This window comes from Nocardioides sp. YIM B13467 (genome assembly GCF_042788075.1).
Lineage (GTDB): Bacteria > Actinomycetota > Actinomycetes > Propionibacteriales > Nocardioidaceae > Nocardioides.
On record NZ_JBHZPJ010000046.1, the window covers coordinates 3,912,181 to 3,927,943 of the forward strand.

Consider the following 15,763-nt stretch of genomic DNA (forward strand, 5'->3'; position numbering starts at 1 on the left):
GTATCCCTACACTTATCAGGCAATGCAACACCCGAGAAGCGCAGGAATTGCCTGTACGCCGTGACGGATGAGGTTCGAGTGACTCGCCGCTAGGAGTCGAAGCCGAGCCCGAGCCGGTCCATCGTCCGCAGGAACAGGTCGCGACGGCCGCCGTTGGCGTCGGCCTTGCCGAGCGAACGGACCATCATCGAGATGCCGGCGTACCGGGCAGGCTCGGGAGGGAACGGCAGCGGCTTGGAGCGCACCATCTCCAGCGACGTACGTTCCGTCTGCTCTCCGCTGAGGAGGTCGAGCATCACCTGGGCACCGAAGCGGGTGGCTCCGACGCCTAGACCGGTGTAGCCGAGGGCGTAGGCGACCCGCCCGGCGTACGCCTTGCCGAAGAACGCCGAGAAGCGGGTGCAGGTGTCGATGATTCCGGCCCAGCGGTGGGTGAAGCGCAGTCCCTCGAGCTGCGGGAAGGTCTCGAAGAAGTGGCCGGCCAGCTTGTCGTGGGTGGCGCCGGTCTCCAGCTCCGGTGAGATCTTCGAGCCGAAGTGGTAGATCGCGTCGTAGCCGCCCCACAGGATCCGGTTGTCCCTGGTCAGGCGGTAGTAGTGGAAGTGGTTGGCGGAGTCGCTGACGCCCTGCCGGTTCACCCAGCCGATGGCATCCATCTGCGCGGCGGAGAGCGGCTCGGTCGTGAGTACGTAGTCGTAGACCGGCACCGTCATCATCCGCAGTCTCCGCAGCAGCGGCGGGAAGGCGTTGGTGGCCAGTGCCACCCGCCCGGCCCGGACCGACCCCGCGATCGCCGAGACCCGCATCCCAGAGCCGTCACGCTCGAGACCGGTGACCGCGGAGCCTTCATGGATCACCACACCCGCGTCCAGACAGGCCTGCCGCAGCCCCCAGGCGAGCCGCGCCGGCTCGATCGTGGCCGTGTCACCGACCACCTCCAACCCACCGAGGTAGGTCGGCGAGCGGAGCTCGTCCCGCACGCCGGTCTCGTCCAGGAGCCGGTGCTTGATGCCGTGCTCGGTCAGCGCGGTCGACCACTCGGCGAGGTCGTCGACCTCGTGCGGACGGGTGGCGACGTTCAGCGCGCCGGTGAGCTGCCAGTCGCAGTCGATGCTGTGCTCCTGGATGGTCGCGGCCATCTCGTCGAGATTCTGCTGGCCGAGCCGGTCCAGGGTCGCGAGCTCGTCGGGCCAGCGCTCCAGACCGTTCCAGAAGCCGTGGGTCAACGACGCCTCGGCGAAGCCACCGTTGCGGCCCGATGCCTGGTCCCCGCACTGCCCGGCCTCCAGCAGCACCACCGACCACGACGGAAACCGCTCGCGGGCCAGCAGTGCCGTCCACAGCCCCGAGTATCCGCCTCCGACGACCACCAGATCCGCCGACGCCACCCCGAGCAGAGGCGGCAGCGGCGCTGGCTTCGCAGGGTCGTCCAGCCAGTAGACGGCGGGCTTCGCATCGGTCAGCGAGACATGGTTCACGACGCCCACTATGACAACTTCAGAGGCCTTCAGCCACACACAATGTACGGAATCATGGAAATTGTTCGTTACACACGACGGATTTCGTTGCATCTGGCCACGGCAAACAGGTTGACTGGGTGCCATGACCACTCGCAAGCGCAACGGGGGCGCTCACCTCGACGAGGTCAACAAGCTGATCATCGAGCAGCTCCAGCAGGACGGGCGGCGCAGCTATGCCGCGATCGGCAAGGAGGTCGGCCTGAGCGAGGCCGCGGTGCGGCAGCGCGTGCAGCGCCTCGTCGACAGCGGCGTCATGCAGGTCGTCGCCGTCACCGACCCGCTCGAGCTCGGCTTCGCGCGGCAGGCCATGATCGGCGTACGCACCTCCGGACCGATCGAGGGGATCGCCGACGAGCTCGGCAAGCTCGACGAGGTCGACTACATCGTCATCACCGCCGGCTCCTACGACCTGCTCGTGGAAGTCGTCGCCGAGAGCGACGAGGCCCTGCTCAACCTGGTCTCCAGCAAGATCCGCGCCATCGAGGGCGTGGTGAGCACCGAGACGTTCATGTACCTCCACCTGCACAAGCAGACTTACGCCTGGGGCGTGAGGTGAGCAACTACCCCGAGATCAGCCTGTGGCACGAGACCGCCGGCGACACCTGGGAGCCGCGGCCGGCGCTGATGGGCGACATCGAGGTCGACGTCGCGATCGTGGGTGCGGGCTACACCGGTCTGTGGACGGCCTACTACCTGGCCGAGGCGAGGCCCGACCTGAAGATTGCCGTCCTCGAGGCCGAGGTCGCCGGGTTCGGGGCCTCGGGCCGCAACGGCGGCTGGTGCTCGGCCCTCTTCCCCGCCTCGCTCGACAAGGTGGCCGCGGGCTCCAGCCGGGAGGCCGCGCTCGCCCAGGACCGGGCGATGCGGGCAACCGTCGACGAGGTCATCCGGGTCGCCGAGGCGGAGGGCATCGAGGCAGACATCGCGAAGGGCGGCACTGTCGTGGTGGCCCGTACGGCCGCCCAGCTCGAGCGCGCCCGGGCCGAGGTCGAGCACGCCCGCTCCTGGGGGCTCGGTGACGCCGAGATCTCCCTGCTGGACCGGGCCGCTGCCGAGAAGCGGCTCGCCGCGACCAGCACCCTCGGTGCGACCTACACCCCCGACTGCGCCGCGCTCCATCCCGCCAAGCTCGTCCGCGGCCTGGCCCGAGCCGTGGAGGCCCGCGGTGTCACGATCTACGAGCAGACCCGGGGCACCGCGATCGAGCCGCACCAGGTGCGAACCGAGCGTGACGTGGTCACCGCCGACGTCGTCGTACGCGCCACCGAGGGCTACACCCCGACGCTGGCCGGCCTCGAGCGCGAGGTCATCCCGGTGCGCTCCCTCATCATCGCCACCGAACCGCTCTCCGACCTGGTCTGGTCGAGCATCGGCCTCGAGGAGCGCGAGACGTTCTCCGACGGCCGACACCTGCTGATCTACGGGCAGCGCACCGCGGACGACCGGCTGGTCTTCGGCGGCCGGGGCGCTCCGTACTCGTTCGGGTCGAAGATCACCCACGCGGATGCCTCCGACATGCGCACCCACCGTCGCCTGCTGGCGACCCTGATCGAGATGTTCCCAGCCGTACGCGGCCACAAGGTCACCCACCGATGGGGAGGCGTGCTCGGCATCCCGCGCGACTGGCACGCCTCGGTCGGCTACGACCCCGCCAGCGGCCTCGCGCACGCCGGCGGTTACGTCGGCGACGGCGTCGCGACCACCAACCTCGCCGGCCGTACGCTGCGCGACCTGGTCCTCGGCACCGATTCCGATCTCACCGCTCTCCCCTGGGTCGGTCACGTCTCACCGCGCTGGGAGCCGGAGCCGCTGCGCTGGCTCGGCGTCAACGTCGGTCTGCGCGCGATGACCATGGCCGACGCCGAGGAGACCGCCACCGGCAGGGGCTCTCTGGTCGCCCGGGCCGTCGCTCCGCTCGTCGGCGGTCACTGACCCGTCCTCGGGGCCGGGCGCTACGCTGCCCACGTCGGTCCATACCTCGGGGGAAACATGGCTGTGTCGTCGCGCGCAAAGAAGGCGCTCATCGCAGTAGGTTCGCTGGCCGGTGTCGCGGCCCTGCTCGTCGGGATCGGGCACTGGCGAGCCCATGACCTGATGGCCGGCGACGTCGTGTGGCACGCGGAGGTGGAGCAGGGGTCCCACGAGTCGGTCGTCGTGAACGACCGGATCTACACCTACGGCGACAGCCTGCTCACCATTCGTGACCTCGCCGACGGGACGACCGTCGCCGAGGAGAATCTGGACGGCACCTGGGCATACGTAGGCGACGGCGGCCACGTCGCGGTCGTCTCGATCGGACAGATCACCATGCTGGACCGCGACGGCGAGCAGATGTGGCAGCGCAGGTTCGACGACCTGCACAACCCGCTCGCGATCAGCCCCGACGGAGCGCTCGACACGGTCGTGTGCGCGAGGAAGGTGTGCTCGACGGTCCGCTTCGACGCCTCGGGCGAGGAGACCTCCGCCGCCGTCCAACGGCGCTCGCCGGACCTCCAGGCGCCGGCATCCATCGGCCACGGCACGACCGACGACAGCCGCGTACGTCGCATCCCGGCGTTCGCGACCGACCTCGACCCGAAGACGCACACCGTCCGCGAGGTGCGCGACGGCAAGCCCGTGGGCGAACCGATCGCGCTCATGGACGACCATGTCGCGGCCCAGGTCGGTGACCTCCTCGTCGGCGTCGACCGCGTCGACGGCACGTGCACCTTCACCGCCACCCGTGCGGGCGAACCGGCCTGGAGGACCGCGACGGCCTGCCCCGACCTCGGGTTCCCCTACGTCGACGTCTTCACCGACCGCATCTACCTCACCAACCGCACCGCTGGCGCCTACGACGTCGTCACCACGGATCTCGAGGGTAGGAAGGCCACAAGCTTCAGCATCGATGCCGAGCCCGCCTCGGACGCGGAACGGACCGATCTGGCGCCGACGCCCGACGCGGTCGTGCTGACGTTGACCGATCAGATCGTGGCGTACTCCCCCACTACCGGGAAGAAGCTGTGGACCGAGAAGCTGAACAGGACCTCGCGTGCGGCACTCGACAAGACGACGAAGATCTACCCCGGCGTCCAGGTCAGCGGTCCGATCGTCGACCTGTACGACAACGCCCCGGAACCGCTGGCCGCCCTCGCGATCGGGCGCGACGTACCGTCCTACACGCACTCCTTCATCGACGCCGCGTCCGGTGAGGTCTCGGCGAAACTCGCCGCGCCGTGGGGATCGGTCGCCCATGGGCTCGACGACGGCCGGGTGCTGGTCGTGGGCAGCGACGACATGTGGCTCGTCTCGCCGTAGCCGGCCCGTCCGAATAAACCTGTTGCGTACGCCGGTCGCGGTCCTCCACCATGGAGCGCGACCGGCGTCCTCGTCCACGAGGCGCCCCTGATCGAGAGGAGCAGACCATGACTGTCGTTGTCCTGTGCCTGCCCACAGACCACATCTCTCGTATCAGGAGCACCCGAAGTGACTCAGGAGAACATCTCCGCTGATCCTCTCCAGGGGATCGACTCGAATTTCATCTTCGACTTCCAGGCCTACGACGACCTGGACGACGGACAACGCTGGTCCACCTGGCTCTCCGTGGAGCCGCTCTCCCGTGGGCCGGAGCCACGCCCGGACTGGGTGGTGACCTCTCAGGGCGCCATCGACACCGAGCTCGGCATCCTCAAGACCGGCAAGGAGGCCGACGCCTTCCTGGTCGTACGGGCCGACCCGCTCTTCCCTGAGCACGAGGCGCTGATGGTCGCCAAGCGCTACCGCGACACCGACCATCGCACCTTCCACCGGGCCGCGACCTACACCGAGGGCCGTTCGGTCAAGCGCTCTCGTGACGAGCGCGCGCTGAAGAAGGGCTCGACCTTCGGCCGCGAGGTCGCCAAGGCCGAGTGGGCCAACGCCGAGTGGAACGCGCTCGTACGCTGCTGGGAGCTCGGTCTCCCGGTCCCCTATCCGGTCCAGATCGACGGGACCGAGATCCTGATGGAGTGGATCGCGGTCGACGACGGCAACGGCGAGCTCGAGACGGCGCCGCGGCTCGCCCAGACCCGGCCGGAGCGCCACGTCCTGGAGATGTGGTGGGACGGGCTCGTCGACGCCCTGGCCACGATGGTGCAGGCGGGCCTGGTCCACGGTGACCTCTCTCCGTACAACATCCTGGCCCAGCAGGACCGGCTCGTGATCATCGACCTTCCTCAGATCATCGACCTGGTCGGCAACCCTCTGGGCTTCGACTTCCTGCTCCGCGACATCACCAACGTCGCGAAGTGGTTCCAGGCCCGAGGCCTGGAGGTCGACGAGCAGGAGGTCTACGCCGACCTGATGGCGCACGCCTTCTGAGCCCGCCGTGGGCTGCCAGGAGTACGCAATGACGTACTCCTGGCAGCGCAGCGCGGCGGTTCAGCGGCTGACGGAGCAGACCTTGGGGGCTCCCTCGAAGAAGAGGTGCCCCAGGATCGAGTTGCCGAGAAACTGAGTACGGATCGTAATGCCCGAGGGGTGCTCCAGATCGGCGGAGTCGAAGTCACGGTTGGCACCAGAGACCATGCCGTTCAGATTCTCCCGCTTGGTGATCCGCCATCCGTGGTCGGCGAGGTAGTCGAGGATCTCGACATATCCGGCAGCTCCCGCCTCGCTCACCTCATCGAAGGCAACCTCCTCGGTCGCCTCCCACACGAACCAGGCACCAACCTGGACCAGATTGTGGTCCGACTCGTCGACGCGGCACTCGTCCACCGTGGCATCCTCCGGCCAGCGGAGCCCGTCAGGCGTCGGGATCGAGTTGATCTGCTCGAGGTGTGGTTCGAGCTTGTCACGCCAGACCTCGAGCGCCTTCTGGTCCGTGACGACCGCGCGCTCCGCTTGTCTGCTCTCATCCACGCTCGCCCGGATGACAAGCCCTGCGAGCAGCAGGAGGGGGCAGAGGATCGCGATGCCGATCCCCACTTCCACCAGTACGCTGCGTGCCGCCACCGCGCGAAGAAGGCGCATCTAGCGTGCCAGGCCGCGCATCAGGGTGGCGACGACGTCCTCCAGCATGCGCTGGGACTGCTCGGGCGTCACGAAGCCCGAGCCGACGAAGGTGGCCAGGCCCTGGATGGCGGCCAGGACGGTGACCCCGATGACCTCGGGGTCACCGTCGACGACCTCACCACGGGCCTGGCCCTCGGTGAGCAGGGCGGTGGGGTGGGCGAAGGCGGCGGCGACAGCCTCGGCGATCTCGGCGCCGGAGGTCTCGCTGTGCTTGCGCGCGAACATCACCGAGAGCAGTGCCGGGTTGTCGGTGGCGAACTCCAGGTAGGCCGAGGCGAAGGTCACCAGGTCGTCGGCCAGCGAACCGCGGGTCGCCAACGCGGCGTCCATCACCTCGCCCAGCCGCCGGAACCCGGCGACCGCGAGCGCGTCGAAGAGCGCGTTCTTGTCGCGGAAGTGGGCGCTCGGCGCAGCGTGGCTCACGCCCAGATCGCGGGCGATGCCGCGCAGCGAGAGCGCGTCGGTGCCCGACTCGCGCAGCACCTCCTCCGCACGGCGAAGCACCGCGGCGCGCAGGTCGCCGTGGTGGTAGCGGGTCATCGTCTCGGTCATCAGTCCACACCTTATCGAGATTTGACCGATATTGGCATTGTCAAGATTCTTGACACCGCCTAGATTGGTGTCATGACCGAACAGAAGTGGACTTCCGAACGGCTGCCGTCCTTCGAGGGCCGCACCGTCATCGTCACCGGCGCGACCAGCGGGCTGGGCCGCGTCGTCGCCACCCAGCTGGGCGCGAAGGGCGCCCGCGTCGTCCTAGCCGTACGCAACGTCGCCGCCGGCGAGGAGGTGGCCGCCACGATCGGCGGCAGCGCCGAGGTGCGGGCGCTCGACCTGGCCGACCTCAGCTCGGTGCGGCACTTCGCCGACGAGTGGGAGGGTGAGATCGACGTACTCATCAACAACGCCGGGATCATGATGGTGCCCAAGCGCCTCACCACCGACGGCTACGAGAGCCAGTTCGCCACCAACCACCTGGGGCACTTCGCGCTCACCAACCTGCTGCTCCCCCACATCACCGACCGCGTCGTCACGGTCGCCTCCTCGGCCCACCGCTGGGGCGGCTTCGACCTCGACGACCTCAACTGGGAGCGGCGCGACTACCGGACGGAGCGGGCGTACGGGCAGTCGAAGATCTCCAACCTGCTCTTCACCCTCGAGCTCCAGCGTCGTCTCGAGGGCACCGGGCGCCGGGCGTACGCCGCCCACCCGGGCTACGCCGCGACCAACCTGCAGAGCCACACCGGCAACCCGGTCAAGCACGCTCTCATGGCGCTCGGCAACCGGGTCGTCGCGCAGTCGGCGGAGGCAGGCGCCCTCCCGACCCTGTACGCGGCCAGCCAGGACCTTCCGCCGGGAAGCTACGTCGGGCCGGACGGGCTCGGTGAGTACCGCGGCAGTCCGACGCTCGTCGGCCGTACCGCGGTCGCCTCCGACCCAGAGCTCGCCCGCAAGCTGTGGACCGAGTCAGAGAGCCTGACCGGAGTCTCCTGGCCACTGTGAGTCGGTAGGTTTCTCGGTATGAAGCATCACCGCGGACGGCATGTCGACATCGAGTCGGTGGAGGAGCTCGACGGGCATCTGGCGGCCGGGGCGGGGAGCCTGAAGGGATGGCGGCTGCGGTCGCTGGACCTGAGCTCGCGTTCGGAGACCCTGCGGGAGACCGAGCTGGCCGGCGCCACCTTCCTCGGGTGCACCTTCGCACCCGGGGACGGCGACTACGCCGAGGACGAGGGCGCGCTGGTGATGCCGGTGATCCCGGAGGCACCCGTCGACGTCTACCGCTCCCGGCTCTACACCGCCGAGGAGCTCTACGACAACCCGGTCTATGCGCGGAGCCTGGACGCGAGAGCGTACGCCTGGCTGCAGCAGCCGCTCGACGCCGACGACGAGCTCGCGATCACCCTCCACGACCACGCGATCGACACCGCGCTCGAGGCATGGGTGCGCGCGCGACGCGACGAGGGGACGCGGATCGTCGGGATGATGGGCGGGCACGCACTGCGGAGGGGCGAGGAGGACTACGCGGCCGCCGCCCGCCTCGCCCAGCACCTGGCGAGCTCTCATGTCGTCGCCACCGGCGGCGGCCCGGGCGCGATGGAGGCCGCCAACCTGGGCGCCTTCCTCGCCGGGGCGCCGAAGACGGTGCTGGACGATGCGCTCGCGTCGCTGGCCGCGGTGCCGTCGTTCCGGCCCTCGATACGGGCATGGGCACAGGCGGCGCTCGGCGTACGCGACCAGGTCGAGGGCAGGCCCGGAAGGTCGCTGGGGATCCCGACCTGGCACTACGGGCACGAACCGCCCAACGTGTTCGCCGGGGCCATCGCGAAGTACTTCCGCAACGCCACCCGCGAGGCAGTGCTGCTGGAGGTCTGCGACGGCGGGATCGTCTTCCTACCCGGTGCCGGCGGCACCGTGCAGGAGGTCTTCCAGGACGCCTGCGAGAACTACTACGCCGACACGAGCGCGCTCGCGCCGATGGTGCTGGTCGGGCGCAGCTACTGGACCGAGGAGCTGCCGGTCTGGCCGCTCCTTCAGGCCCTCGCCCGTGGCCGTGCGATGGAGGGCCACATCCACCTCGTCGACACTGCGGAGGAGGTCCTCGACGTCATCGCAGCCGGCGCGCCCGGATGACGTCGCGGTAGTGGTCCACCAGGGCGGCGTTCACCGCGCCCCAGGACTTGTGGGCGACGCTCTTGCGGGCCTCGCGCCCCATCCGCAGCCGCAGCTGCGGGTCGTTGTGGAGCAGCGCGACGTGGGAGGCGAGGTCGTCGCGGCTGCCGGGCTCGTAGAAGAACCCGGTGACGCCGTCGGCGACCAGGTCCAGCGGCCCGCCCGAGCGTGGCGCCACGACCGGGACCCCGGAGGCGAGCGCCTCCTGGACCGCCTGGCAGAACGTCTCGTGGGAGCCGGTGTGCGCGAACACGTCGAGGGAGGCGTACGCAGCCCCGAGCTCCTCCCCCTGCAGCACGCCCATGAAGGTCGCGTTCGGGAGCAGGTGCCGCAGCTCACGCTCCTGCGGGCCGCCACCGACGAGCACGACCTTGTACGCCGGGTTGTGCGCGAGCGGAGCCAGCAGGTGCAGCTCCTTCTCCTGGGCGAGGCGGCCGACGTACCCGACGATGGTCTCCCCGTTGGGCGCGAGCCGGGCGCGCAGGTCGTGGTCGATGCGACTCGGGTGGAACAGCTCGACGTCGACGCCTCGCGGCCACAGCCCGGTGCGCTGTACGCCGAGGCCCTCGAGCTGAGTGAGGGCCGACGAGCTCGGTGCCAGGGTGCGGTCGGCGGCCGAGTGCGCCTGACGGGTGAGCATCGCCGCGGCCTGCGGGCCGCCGACTGCCTTGTACTTGTCCCAGAAGCCGACCAGGTCGGTCTGGTAGATCGCCACGCTCGGGATGCCGAGCTCCTTGGCCACCAGCACCGCCTGCCGCCCGAGCAGCGCGGGTGAGGCGACGTGGATGACGTCGGGGCTGAACCGGCGCATCACCGCGCGCAGCTTGCGCCGCGTCTCCAGGCCGACGCGGAAGTCCTTGTAGACCCAGAACGTCGCGCCGCGGGTCCGGGTCACCGGGAACCCGGCGTACTCGGTGGGCCCGGTGGGGGCCACGACCTCGACGGTGTGGCCGTCGATCGCGAGATGCTCCAGGACGCGGCGTACGGAGTTCGTCACGCCGTTGACCTGGGGCAGGAACGACTCCGTGACGATGAGGACACGGAGCGGCTCTGAGTTGGCGGCGACCAGCGGGACCCGATCGAGGCTGATGCTCATGTTCCTGATCGTGAGCGCAGTCCGGCAACGCGACCCCCGACTTGGTTGACGGGTCGGTGAACCTCCCGTGGCCAGAACTCCGTGTCGGGCGACAGATGGTCCGGGCGGTGTCATCAGCGGAAACACCGCGTGACTCTCAGAAAATCTGGGGCTTGCCGCCCGCCCGCTCACTTTGCCACGATCGCGGCATGACCACCGATGAGGAGCACATCCGGCCCGAAGGCGTCGACGACCTCACCGTCGAGGCGCTCGGCTCCATCAGCGAGGCACTCGAAGCGATCGAGATCGCCCGCGGTCATCTGTACGCGATGCATCGCATCACCGGCACTGCCGACCTCACCCTCGGCAAGGGTGTCCAGCAATTGCGCGAGGCCGGCCACACCGAGCTCGCGGACACGTTCGAGCACGAGCTCGTAGGACGCAACGTGCTCGAGGGTAGGTGGACGTTTCAGATCGTCGAGGAGTACGACGACGGCTATTACGCCACCTTCAAGCGGCTGGAGAAGGAGGCTCGCGACACTCTCGTCGAGGGGAAACGGCACCTGTACGAGTCGGAGCTGAAGGAAGCCCGCCGCACCCAAGGCCGACACGGCCACGAGCGCCGGCCCGAGCCAGGGGCTTGAGCCAGGGGCTTGAGCTGACCGCAGGCGCCGTCGATCTCACGGCCGCGGGTGTCGCGGACGGTGATGGCGATGACCTAGCGCGACCGCAGTTGGGCCAGTCCGGCCAACAGGAGGTCGAGGCCGAAGCTGAACTCGTCATCCAGGGGAACCGGGACAAAGGCGGCCACGGCGCCGGTCGCCGGGAGGTTGTCCTCGCCGGAGTTCCGATAGGCCTCGGCGAGTGCTACATCTTCTGTTTCCTCGCCGTTGAGCTGGATGGCGAAACCCAGGACGAATCTCGCGAGCGTCGCGTAGCAGCGGATCGCGACACGTGGCGAGAACCCGGCGTCCAGAAGCACCTGGAGAGCCACCTCCCGCAATGCCATCGCATTAGGACCCGTGGGCGCCTGGGCGAGCAGTAGGGGTGCGATGTTCGGATGGCTCCGGAGATTCTCGAACATCCAGGTCGCCATAGCCCGGCACGCGTCCTCCCAGCCGAGGCTTCGTAGTTCATCGGCCTGAACGGGGACCCCGCCGAGCGTGTGATCGATCAGGTGGTTGATCAGCTCGGCCCGGTTTGAGAAGTGTCGATACAGCGTCGCGGTGCTGGAGTCCAGCCGTTGCGCCAGAACGCGGAGCGAGAGCACCTCGGCACCCTCTTCGTCAACGATCTTCAGCGCTGTCGCCAAGATTCGTTCCTTCGGGACAGGCGGACGGCCGCGCGAGCGGCCCGAAGCAGAGACGTCGACGTCACCGTCAGGACCTGAGGTCGGTTCGGCAGTGGTGACGGAATCGGAGCGTTCGTTCATATCGGTTACATCGTAGCCGATAGGCATTGACAAGCTTCAACAATAACGACAACACTGTAGCCGTTATGAACTCTTCCCTTCTCGGTCCGGATCCGGACTCCCAATTCGCCTTCGTCGGCGACATGCGTCTGCACTTCAAGCGCTCCGGCACTGGACGCGCGCTTCTGCTGCTCCACGGGAGTGGTTCGTCGATTCACGGTTTCGAGCGCGTCGCGGAGCATCTCTCCACTTCGTTCGATGTCATCACCCTCGACCTTCCTGGCTTCGGTTTCACCGGGCCGCGCCCCGATCGGGACTACCGGGTGCCGACATACGTCGACGCGGTCGCTGGGTTCATGACCGAGCTTGGCCTGGGACGCTTCTCGGTCGTCGGCAACTCGCTCGGCGGGAACATCGGCTGGAACCTCGCCCTGGCCGAACCCACTCGCGTGGAGAACCTGGTGCTCATCAACGCCACGGGCTATCCCGAGAAGTCGCTCCCGATGGGCATGCGGTTGGCTCGCAACCCGATCCTCCGACCGCTGCTGCGGCGCTGGCTTCCGAAGCGTGCAACGGAACGCAACCTTCGCGCTCTTGTCGGTCGACCGTCGATCGTGAATGAGGCGATGGTCGACCGCGTCCACGCCATGATGAGCCTTCCCGGCAACCGATCCGCCTTCGTCGACCTCGCGAATATGGATCAGGAGGACCGCAGCAACCTGATTCCTCTTGTCGCCGTACCGACGCTCGTGCTTCGCAGCGTGTCGATCGACGGTCAGCATTTCGGCCGGGACATCCCAGGGGCGGTCGAGATGACTCACCCGACCGGGGGGCACTTGCTGCCCGAAGAGGACCCTGAGTGGGTCGCCGCGCGGGTCCGCGATTTTCTGGGAGGTAACCCGGACCCCCACGGCGGTCGCACGAGGCAGGACGGGGCGCGACCATGAAGTACTTCGTTGGGCAGGGAGAGGACCTCGTCCTGGACGACCGGGCGCGGCGTGACCTACGCGGAAGCTTCGTCGAGCTCTCCCAGGGCGTGACGCACTATGAGTTGACTGGCCCCGAGGACGGCGAGACCGTCGTCCTCACCGGAGGGTTGACCGTTCCCTTGTTCTACTGGGACGGTCTGGCAGAGCACTTGCACGACCTGGGATTCCGAACGCTTGCGTTCAGCGCCTACGGACGCGGGTATTCGCAGCGACTGATGGGTGACTACGACGAGACACTCTTCGCCGGCCAGCTCACGGAACTCGTGGACGCACTTCGACTCCCGCGTCACCACGTTTTCGGGACTTCGATGGGCGCGGTCATCGCCATGGCGTACGTGGCGGGACGCTCGGACATCAAGAGCCTGACTCTTGCCGGGCCGGCAGGGCTATCCGCCGCCCCGGCGAGCCGCTGGCTCTTCAAGAGCGATCATGCTGCCGCATTCGTCGGCAGACGGCTCGGACGGCGACTCTTGGAGAGCCACCTGGACCACAACGTGCGGGACGACGCAAGTGCGGCGGTCCTGACGCGCATGGTGCGTGACGCCTTCCGCTACCAAGGCTCCATGTACGCGCTGTTCTCCACGCTGCAGAATCTGCCCTTGCACGGCCGGGCCGAGCTCTTCCGTAGCACCGGTCTCTCGGGCATTCCCACCATGCTCATCTGGGGCGACGACGACCACGTCACCCCGATCGCCAGCCTCGAGGAGGCTCGCGCACTCCTGCAGCCCCAACAGAGTCACGTGATCAAGCAGTGCGGACACATGACGCCACTCGAGCGACCCGACGAGGTAGCGCACCTGGTCGCATCCTTCACCACCAACCCAGCAGAACGGCCCGAACGATGAAGACAGATGACAACGTGATCGACGTACTCATAGCCGGTGCCGGCCCGAGCGGCTCGGCGTTGGCGATCGACCTGGTTCGTCGCGGTCTTGACGTCCGGGTCGTCGACAAGGCGCCGCACTCTTTTGAAGGCTCCCGAGCGAAGGGACTCCAGCCCCGAACACTCGAGGTGCTCGACGACCTCGGCGTCCTCTCGCGCGTCCTCGACGACGGGAGCCTATATCCCAAGCTCGGCATCCACCTCGGTCGCGCAGTGATTCCGTGGCGCATGATGAAGAACCGCGCAGCCACCGCCGACGTGCCATATCCCAACACATGGCTCATTCCTCAGTTCGCCACCGACGCAGCGCTGCACGCCCGGCTTGTCGAGTTGGGCGGCAAGGTCGAGTACGGCACCGAGATCACCGAATTCACCCAGGACGACAGGGCGGTCACCGCGAAGCTCGCCACGGCGGGGGGCGTCGAACACGTCACCGCCCGGTACCTGGTGGGCACCGACGGTGGGGCGAGCACGACTCGCACCGCACTTGGCATCGACTTCGTCGGGTCAACCGACGAGCAGGACCGCATCCTCATCGTCGACGCCACCACGACGGGGCTCTCCCGAAACCGGTGGCACATGTGGCCCCGGCTTCGTGGAGGCTTCGTTGCGGCGTGCCCACTGCCCGCCAGCGACCTCTTCCAATGGATGATCCGGCTCTCGCCGGACGAGAACCCACCCGCCGATCTCGACGAGATCAACACGCGGATCCGTGCCCACACCCACGCATCGGGCGTCGAGCTGCAGGACGTTCGCTGGAGGTCGGTGTTCCGCCCCAACATCCGGCTCGCCAGCACCTATCGCCAAGGCCGGGCCTTCATCGCAGGGGACGCAGCGCACGTGCACACCCCCGCAGGCGCTCAAGGCCTCAACACCGGCATCCAGGACGCCTACAACCTCGGATGGAAGCTCGGCCAAGTCCTCGCGGGAGCTCATGACGCCCTTCTCGACTCCTATGAGGCCGAGCGCCAGCCCATCGCAGCCGGGGTCCTCGGGCTGTCGACGAAGAAGTACGAGGCCATCGGCAAACTCGATCCGACAAGCATCCGTCGAGGCAAGGACGAACAGCAGCTCGGGATCACTTATCGAGGCGGTCCGCTGGCGGCCGCCGGTGAACAGACCACCAGCCAGCTCAACGTCGGCGACCGTGCGCCAGATGCCGTGATGGTTGATGCCGACGGGAAGCCCACCAGGATGTTCGATACCTACCGAGGCCCACATCTCACAGTCATCGCTTACGGCGACGGAGCGGTTCGCGCCTTGAGCCAGATCCAGTGGCCAGCGGCTGGCGCGGCCCTGAGGACGGTGGCTGTCGAGGCACAGTCCTCTACCGCCGATCTTGTTCTGACTGATCGCAACGGAAGCTTCCGCGACTCGTACGGAGTCGGCGAGGACACGTTGTTCCTGGTGCGCCCAGACGGCCATCTCGCGTCGATCGCCTCGGGAGACATGGTCAGCAAGACGGAGGCCGCGATCTCGCTGTTGACACCTCGGCCACGGGATAAGGGCTCAGGTGCTCGTCCGCTCCGTGGCTCCGTATGAGGCCCGTTCATCGGCCCGTCCTGCCGTGAGGGAATTCCACTGCAGCCGCCCTCCTGATGCCGGGGCGCAGCTCGGACGTCACCGGGAGAAAGCCCATACTGTTGCTCGGGCTCGCGTGTGCGTCGACCAGCGACCTGGTCTTCCTCAACCCCCACGGCGTGGACCTGTTGTTGGCGGGTCGCGTGCTCGCAGGCCTCGCGGCCGGCATCTTCACCGGGACGGCGACCACCGCGATCGTCTGCTCGCCATCGCACTCGGAACAGCGTCGCTCCCGCTGCTCCTCGTCGCCGCCACCGTGGCGGGGCTGGGGCAGGGCATCACCTTCCGCACCGGTCTCACGCTGGTCAACGAGCAAGCACCCGCCGACAGACGATCCGAGGTGGCATCGACCTTCTTCACGGTGATGTACGCCGGCATTTCCATCCCTGTCGTAGGGGATGCCCGGACCCTCAGAACTGTCATGCCCCATGTGGGCGTTGCGCTGGAACAGACCGTGAACAACGGAGTCTTCAGCCTGATCGCTCCACGACTCAACCCGACGCTGAGCCCCCACCCCGAAGTCGGCTCAGCAAGCCGCACACGATCCGAGGTGGATGTATGTCCCGACGAACACTGATCACCAACGCGAACTTGTTGACC

17 protein-coding genes are annotated in these 15,763 nt (G+C 68.0%); 12 read left to right on the forward strand and 5 right to left on the reverse strand.

From position 1 onward, the window contains the following. Window positions 1-89: 89 nt before the first annotated feature. Complete coding sequence (locus tag ACFX43_RS25925) at window positions 90-1,478, reverse strand: NAD(P)/FAD-dependent oxidoreductase (RefSeq protein ID WP_378837983.1); 1,389 nt, start codon at window positions 1,476-1,478, stop codon at window positions 90-92. A 124-nt stretch (window positions 1,479-1,602) separates the two neighbouring features. Between ACFX43_RS25925 and ACFX43_RS25930 the strand changes: the two genes are divergently transcribed. From ACFX43_RS25930 to ACFX43_RS25945, 4 genes are all read left to right on the forward strand, one after another. Continuing rightward, a complete protein-coding gene (locus ACFX43_RS25930; protein ID WP_008363265.1) occupies window positions 1,603-2,076 on the forward strand; it encodes an Lrp/AsnC family transcriptional regulator in 474 nt (157 codons plus the stop codon). Then, on the forward strand, window positions 2,073-3,452 hold the full coding sequence (locus ACFX43_RS25935; RefSeq protein ID WP_378837989.1) for an NAD(P)/FAD-dependent oxidoreductase: 1,380 nt from the start codon (window positions 2,073-2,075) through the stop codon (window positions 3,450-3,452). Before ACFX43_RS25930 ends, ACFX43_RS25935 begins: the two co-directional genes overlap by 4 nt. A 57-nt stretch (window positions 3,453-3,509) precedes the next feature. Further along, complete coding sequence (locus tag ACFX43_RS25940) at window positions 3,510-4,817, forward strand: hypothetical protein (RefSeq protein WP_378837992.1); 1,308 nt, start codon at window positions 3,510-3,512, stop codon at window positions 4,815-4,817. A gap of 168 nt (window positions 4,818-4,985) precedes the next feature. Beyond that, on the forward strand, window positions 4,986-5,858 hold the full coding sequence (locus tag ACFX43_RS25945) for a serine protein kinase RIO (protein ID WP_378837996.1): 873 nt from the start codon (window positions 4,986-4,988) through the stop codon (window positions 5,856-5,858). Window positions 5,859-5,918: 60 nt separating this feature from the next. Here ACFX43_RS25945 and ACFX43_RS25950 read toward each other — a convergent pair whose 3' ends face one another. Beyond that, complete coding sequence (locus ACFX43_RS25950) at window positions 5,919-6,509, reverse strand: hypothetical protein (RefSeq protein ID WP_378838002.1); 591 nt, start codon at window positions 6,507-6,509, stop codon at window positions 5,919-5,921. Continuing rightward, the gene (locus tag ACFX43_RS25955) at window positions 6,510-7,103 is read right to left on the reverse strand and encodes a TetR/AcrR family transcriptional regulator (protein WP_378838005.1); all 594 of its coding nucleotides are present in this window, start codon (window positions 7,101-7,103) and stop codon (window positions 6,510-6,512) included. It lies immediately after the preceding gene. Window positions 7,104-7,175: 72 nt separating this feature from the next. On the opposite strand from ACFX43_RS25955, the gene ACFX43_RS25960 reads away from it, so the two are divergent. Both ACFX43_RS25960 and ACFX43_RS25965 read left to right on the forward strand, forming a co-directional pair. Next, window positions 7,176-8,054, forward strand: coding sequence for an oxidoreductase (locus tag ACFX43_RS25960; RefSeq protein ID WP_378838008.1), 879 nt, complete (start codon window positions 7,176-7,178; stop codon window positions 8,052-8,054). A gap of 18 nt (window positions 8,055-8,072) precedes the next feature. Next, the gene (locus ACFX43_RS25965) at window positions 8,073-9,185 is read left to right on the forward strand and encodes an LOG family protein (RefSeq protein WP_378838016.1); all 1,113 of its coding nucleotides are present in this window, start codon (window positions 8,073-8,075) and stop codon (window positions 9,183-9,185) included. Here the strand turns inward: ACFX43_RS25965 and ACFX43_RS25970 are convergent. Next, the gene (locus ACFX43_RS25970; protein WP_378838022.1) at window positions 9,160-10,320 is read right to left on the reverse strand and encodes a glycosyltransferase family 4 protein; all 1,161 of its coding nucleotides are present in this window, start codon (window positions 10,318-10,320) and stop codon (window positions 9,160-9,162) included. The genes ACFX43_RS25965 and ACFX43_RS25970 overlap by 26 nt on opposite strands. 188 nt (window positions 10,321-10,508) lie before the next feature. On the opposite strand from ACFX43_RS25970, the gene ACFX43_RS25975 reads away from it, so the two are divergent. Then, window positions 10,509-10,943: a hypothetical protein gene (locus ACFX43_RS25975; RefSeq protein WP_378838025.1), complete on the forward strand. Its 435-nt coding sequence runs from the start codon at window positions 10,509-10,511 to the stop codon at window positions 10,941-10,943. Between the two features lie 74 nt (window positions 10,944-11,017). On the opposite strand, the gene ACFX43_RS25980 is transcribed toward ACFX43_RS25975, so the two are convergent. Further along, on the reverse strand, window positions 11,018-11,731 hold the full coding sequence (locus ACFX43_RS25980; RefSeq protein ID WP_378838028.1) for a TetR/AcrR family transcriptional regulator: 714 nt from the start codon (window positions 11,729-11,731) through the stop codon (window positions 11,018-11,020). A gap of 65 nt (window positions 11,732-11,796) precedes the next feature. On the opposite strand from ACFX43_RS25980, the gene ACFX43_RS25985 reads away from it, so the two are divergent. The 5 genes from ACFX43_RS25985 to ACFX43_RS26005 all read left to right on the forward strand — a co-directional run bounded on the left by ACFX43_RS25985 (window position 11,797) and on the right by ACFX43_RS26005 (window position 15,740). Beyond that, window positions 11,797-12,657: an alpha/beta fold hydrolase gene (locus tag ACFX43_RS25985; protein WP_378838034.1), complete on the forward strand. Its 861-nt coding sequence runs from the start codon at window positions 11,797-11,799 to the stop codon at window positions 12,655-12,657. Window positions 12,658-12,746: 89 nt separating this feature from the next. Then, window positions 12,747-13,544 carry an alpha/beta fold hydrolase gene (locus ACFX43_RS25990; RefSeq protein ID WP_378838041.1) on the forward strand — a complete coding sequence of 266 codons (798 nt, stop codon included), beginning with the start codon at window positions 12,747-12,749 and terminating at the stop codon, window positions 13,542-13,544. A 14-nt stretch (window positions 13,545-13,558) separates the two neighbouring features. Next, window positions 13,559-15,124 carry an FAD-dependent oxidoreductase gene (locus tag ACFX43_RS25995; RefSeq protein WP_378838047.1) on the forward strand — a complete coding sequence of 522 codons (1,566 nt, stop codon included), beginning with the start codon at window positions 13,559-13,561 and terminating at the stop codon, window positions 15,122-15,124. A 56-nt stretch (window positions 15,125-15,180) separates the two neighbouring features. Continuing rightward, window positions 15,181-15,528 carry an MFS transporter gene (locus ACFX43_RS26000; RefSeq protein ID WP_378838050.1) on the forward strand — a complete coding sequence of 116 codons (348 nt, stop codon included), beginning with the start codon at window positions 15,181-15,183 and terminating at the stop codon, window positions 15,526-15,528. Next, window positions 15,420-15,740 carry a hypothetical protein gene (locus ACFX43_RS26005; RefSeq protein WP_378841215.1) on the forward strand — a complete coding sequence of 107 codons (321 nt, stop codon included), beginning with the start codon at window positions 15,420-15,422 and terminating at the stop codon, window positions 15,738-15,740. The genes ACFX43_RS26000 and ACFX43_RS26005 overlap by 109 nt, the downstream gene beginning before the upstream one ends. The last annotated feature ends 23 nt before the right edge of the window (window positions 15,741-15,763 follow it).

Bases quoted from the DNA above. Each gene is read 5' to 3' on its own strand.
- ACFX43_RS25960 (WP_378838008.1), top strand. From the start codon at position 7,176: ATGACCGAACAGAAGTGGACTTCCGAACGGCTGCCGTCCTTCGAGGGC.
- ACFX43_RS26000 (WP_378838050.1), top strand. From the start codon at position 15,181: ATGCCGGGGCGCAGCTCGGACGTCACCGGGAGAAAGCCCATACTGTTG.
- ACFX43_RS25940 (WP_378837992.1), top strand. From the start codon at position 3,510: ATGGCTGTGTCGTCGCGCGCAAAGAAGGCGCTCATCGCAGTAGGTTCG.
- ACFX43_RS25955 (WP_378838005.1), bottom strand. From the start codon at position 7,103: ATGACCGAGACGATGACCCGCTACCACCACGGCGACCTGCGCGCCGCG.
- ACFX43_RS25975 (WP_378838025.1), top strand. From the start codon at position 10,509: ATGACCACCGATGAGGAGCACATCCGGCCCGAAGGCGTCGACGACCTC.
- ACFX43_RS25965 (WP_378838016.1), top strand. From the start codon at position 8,073: ATGAAGCATCACCGCGGACGGCATGTCGACATCGAGTCGGTGGAGGAG.
- ACFX43_RS25980 (WP_378838028.1), bottom strand. From the start codon at position 11,731: ATGAACGAACGCTCCGATTCCGTCACCACTGCCGAACCGACCTCAGGT.
- ACFX43_RS25930 (WP_008363265.1), top strand. From the start codon at position 1,603: ATGACCACTCGCAAGCGCAACGGGGGCGCTCACCTCGACGAGGTCAAC.
- ACFX43_RS25985 (WP_378838034.1), top strand. From the start codon at position 11,797: ATGAACTCTTCCCTTCTCGGTCCGGATCCGGACTCCCAATTCGCCTTC.
- ACFX43_RS25950 (WP_378838002.1), bottom strand. From the start codon at position 6,509: ATGCGCCTTCTTCGCGCGGTGGCGGCACGCAGCGTACTGGTGGAAGTG.
- ACFX43_RS25970 (WP_378838022.1), bottom strand. From the start codon at position 10,320: ATGAGCATCAGCCTCGATCGGGTCCCGCTGGTCGCCGCCAACTCAGAG.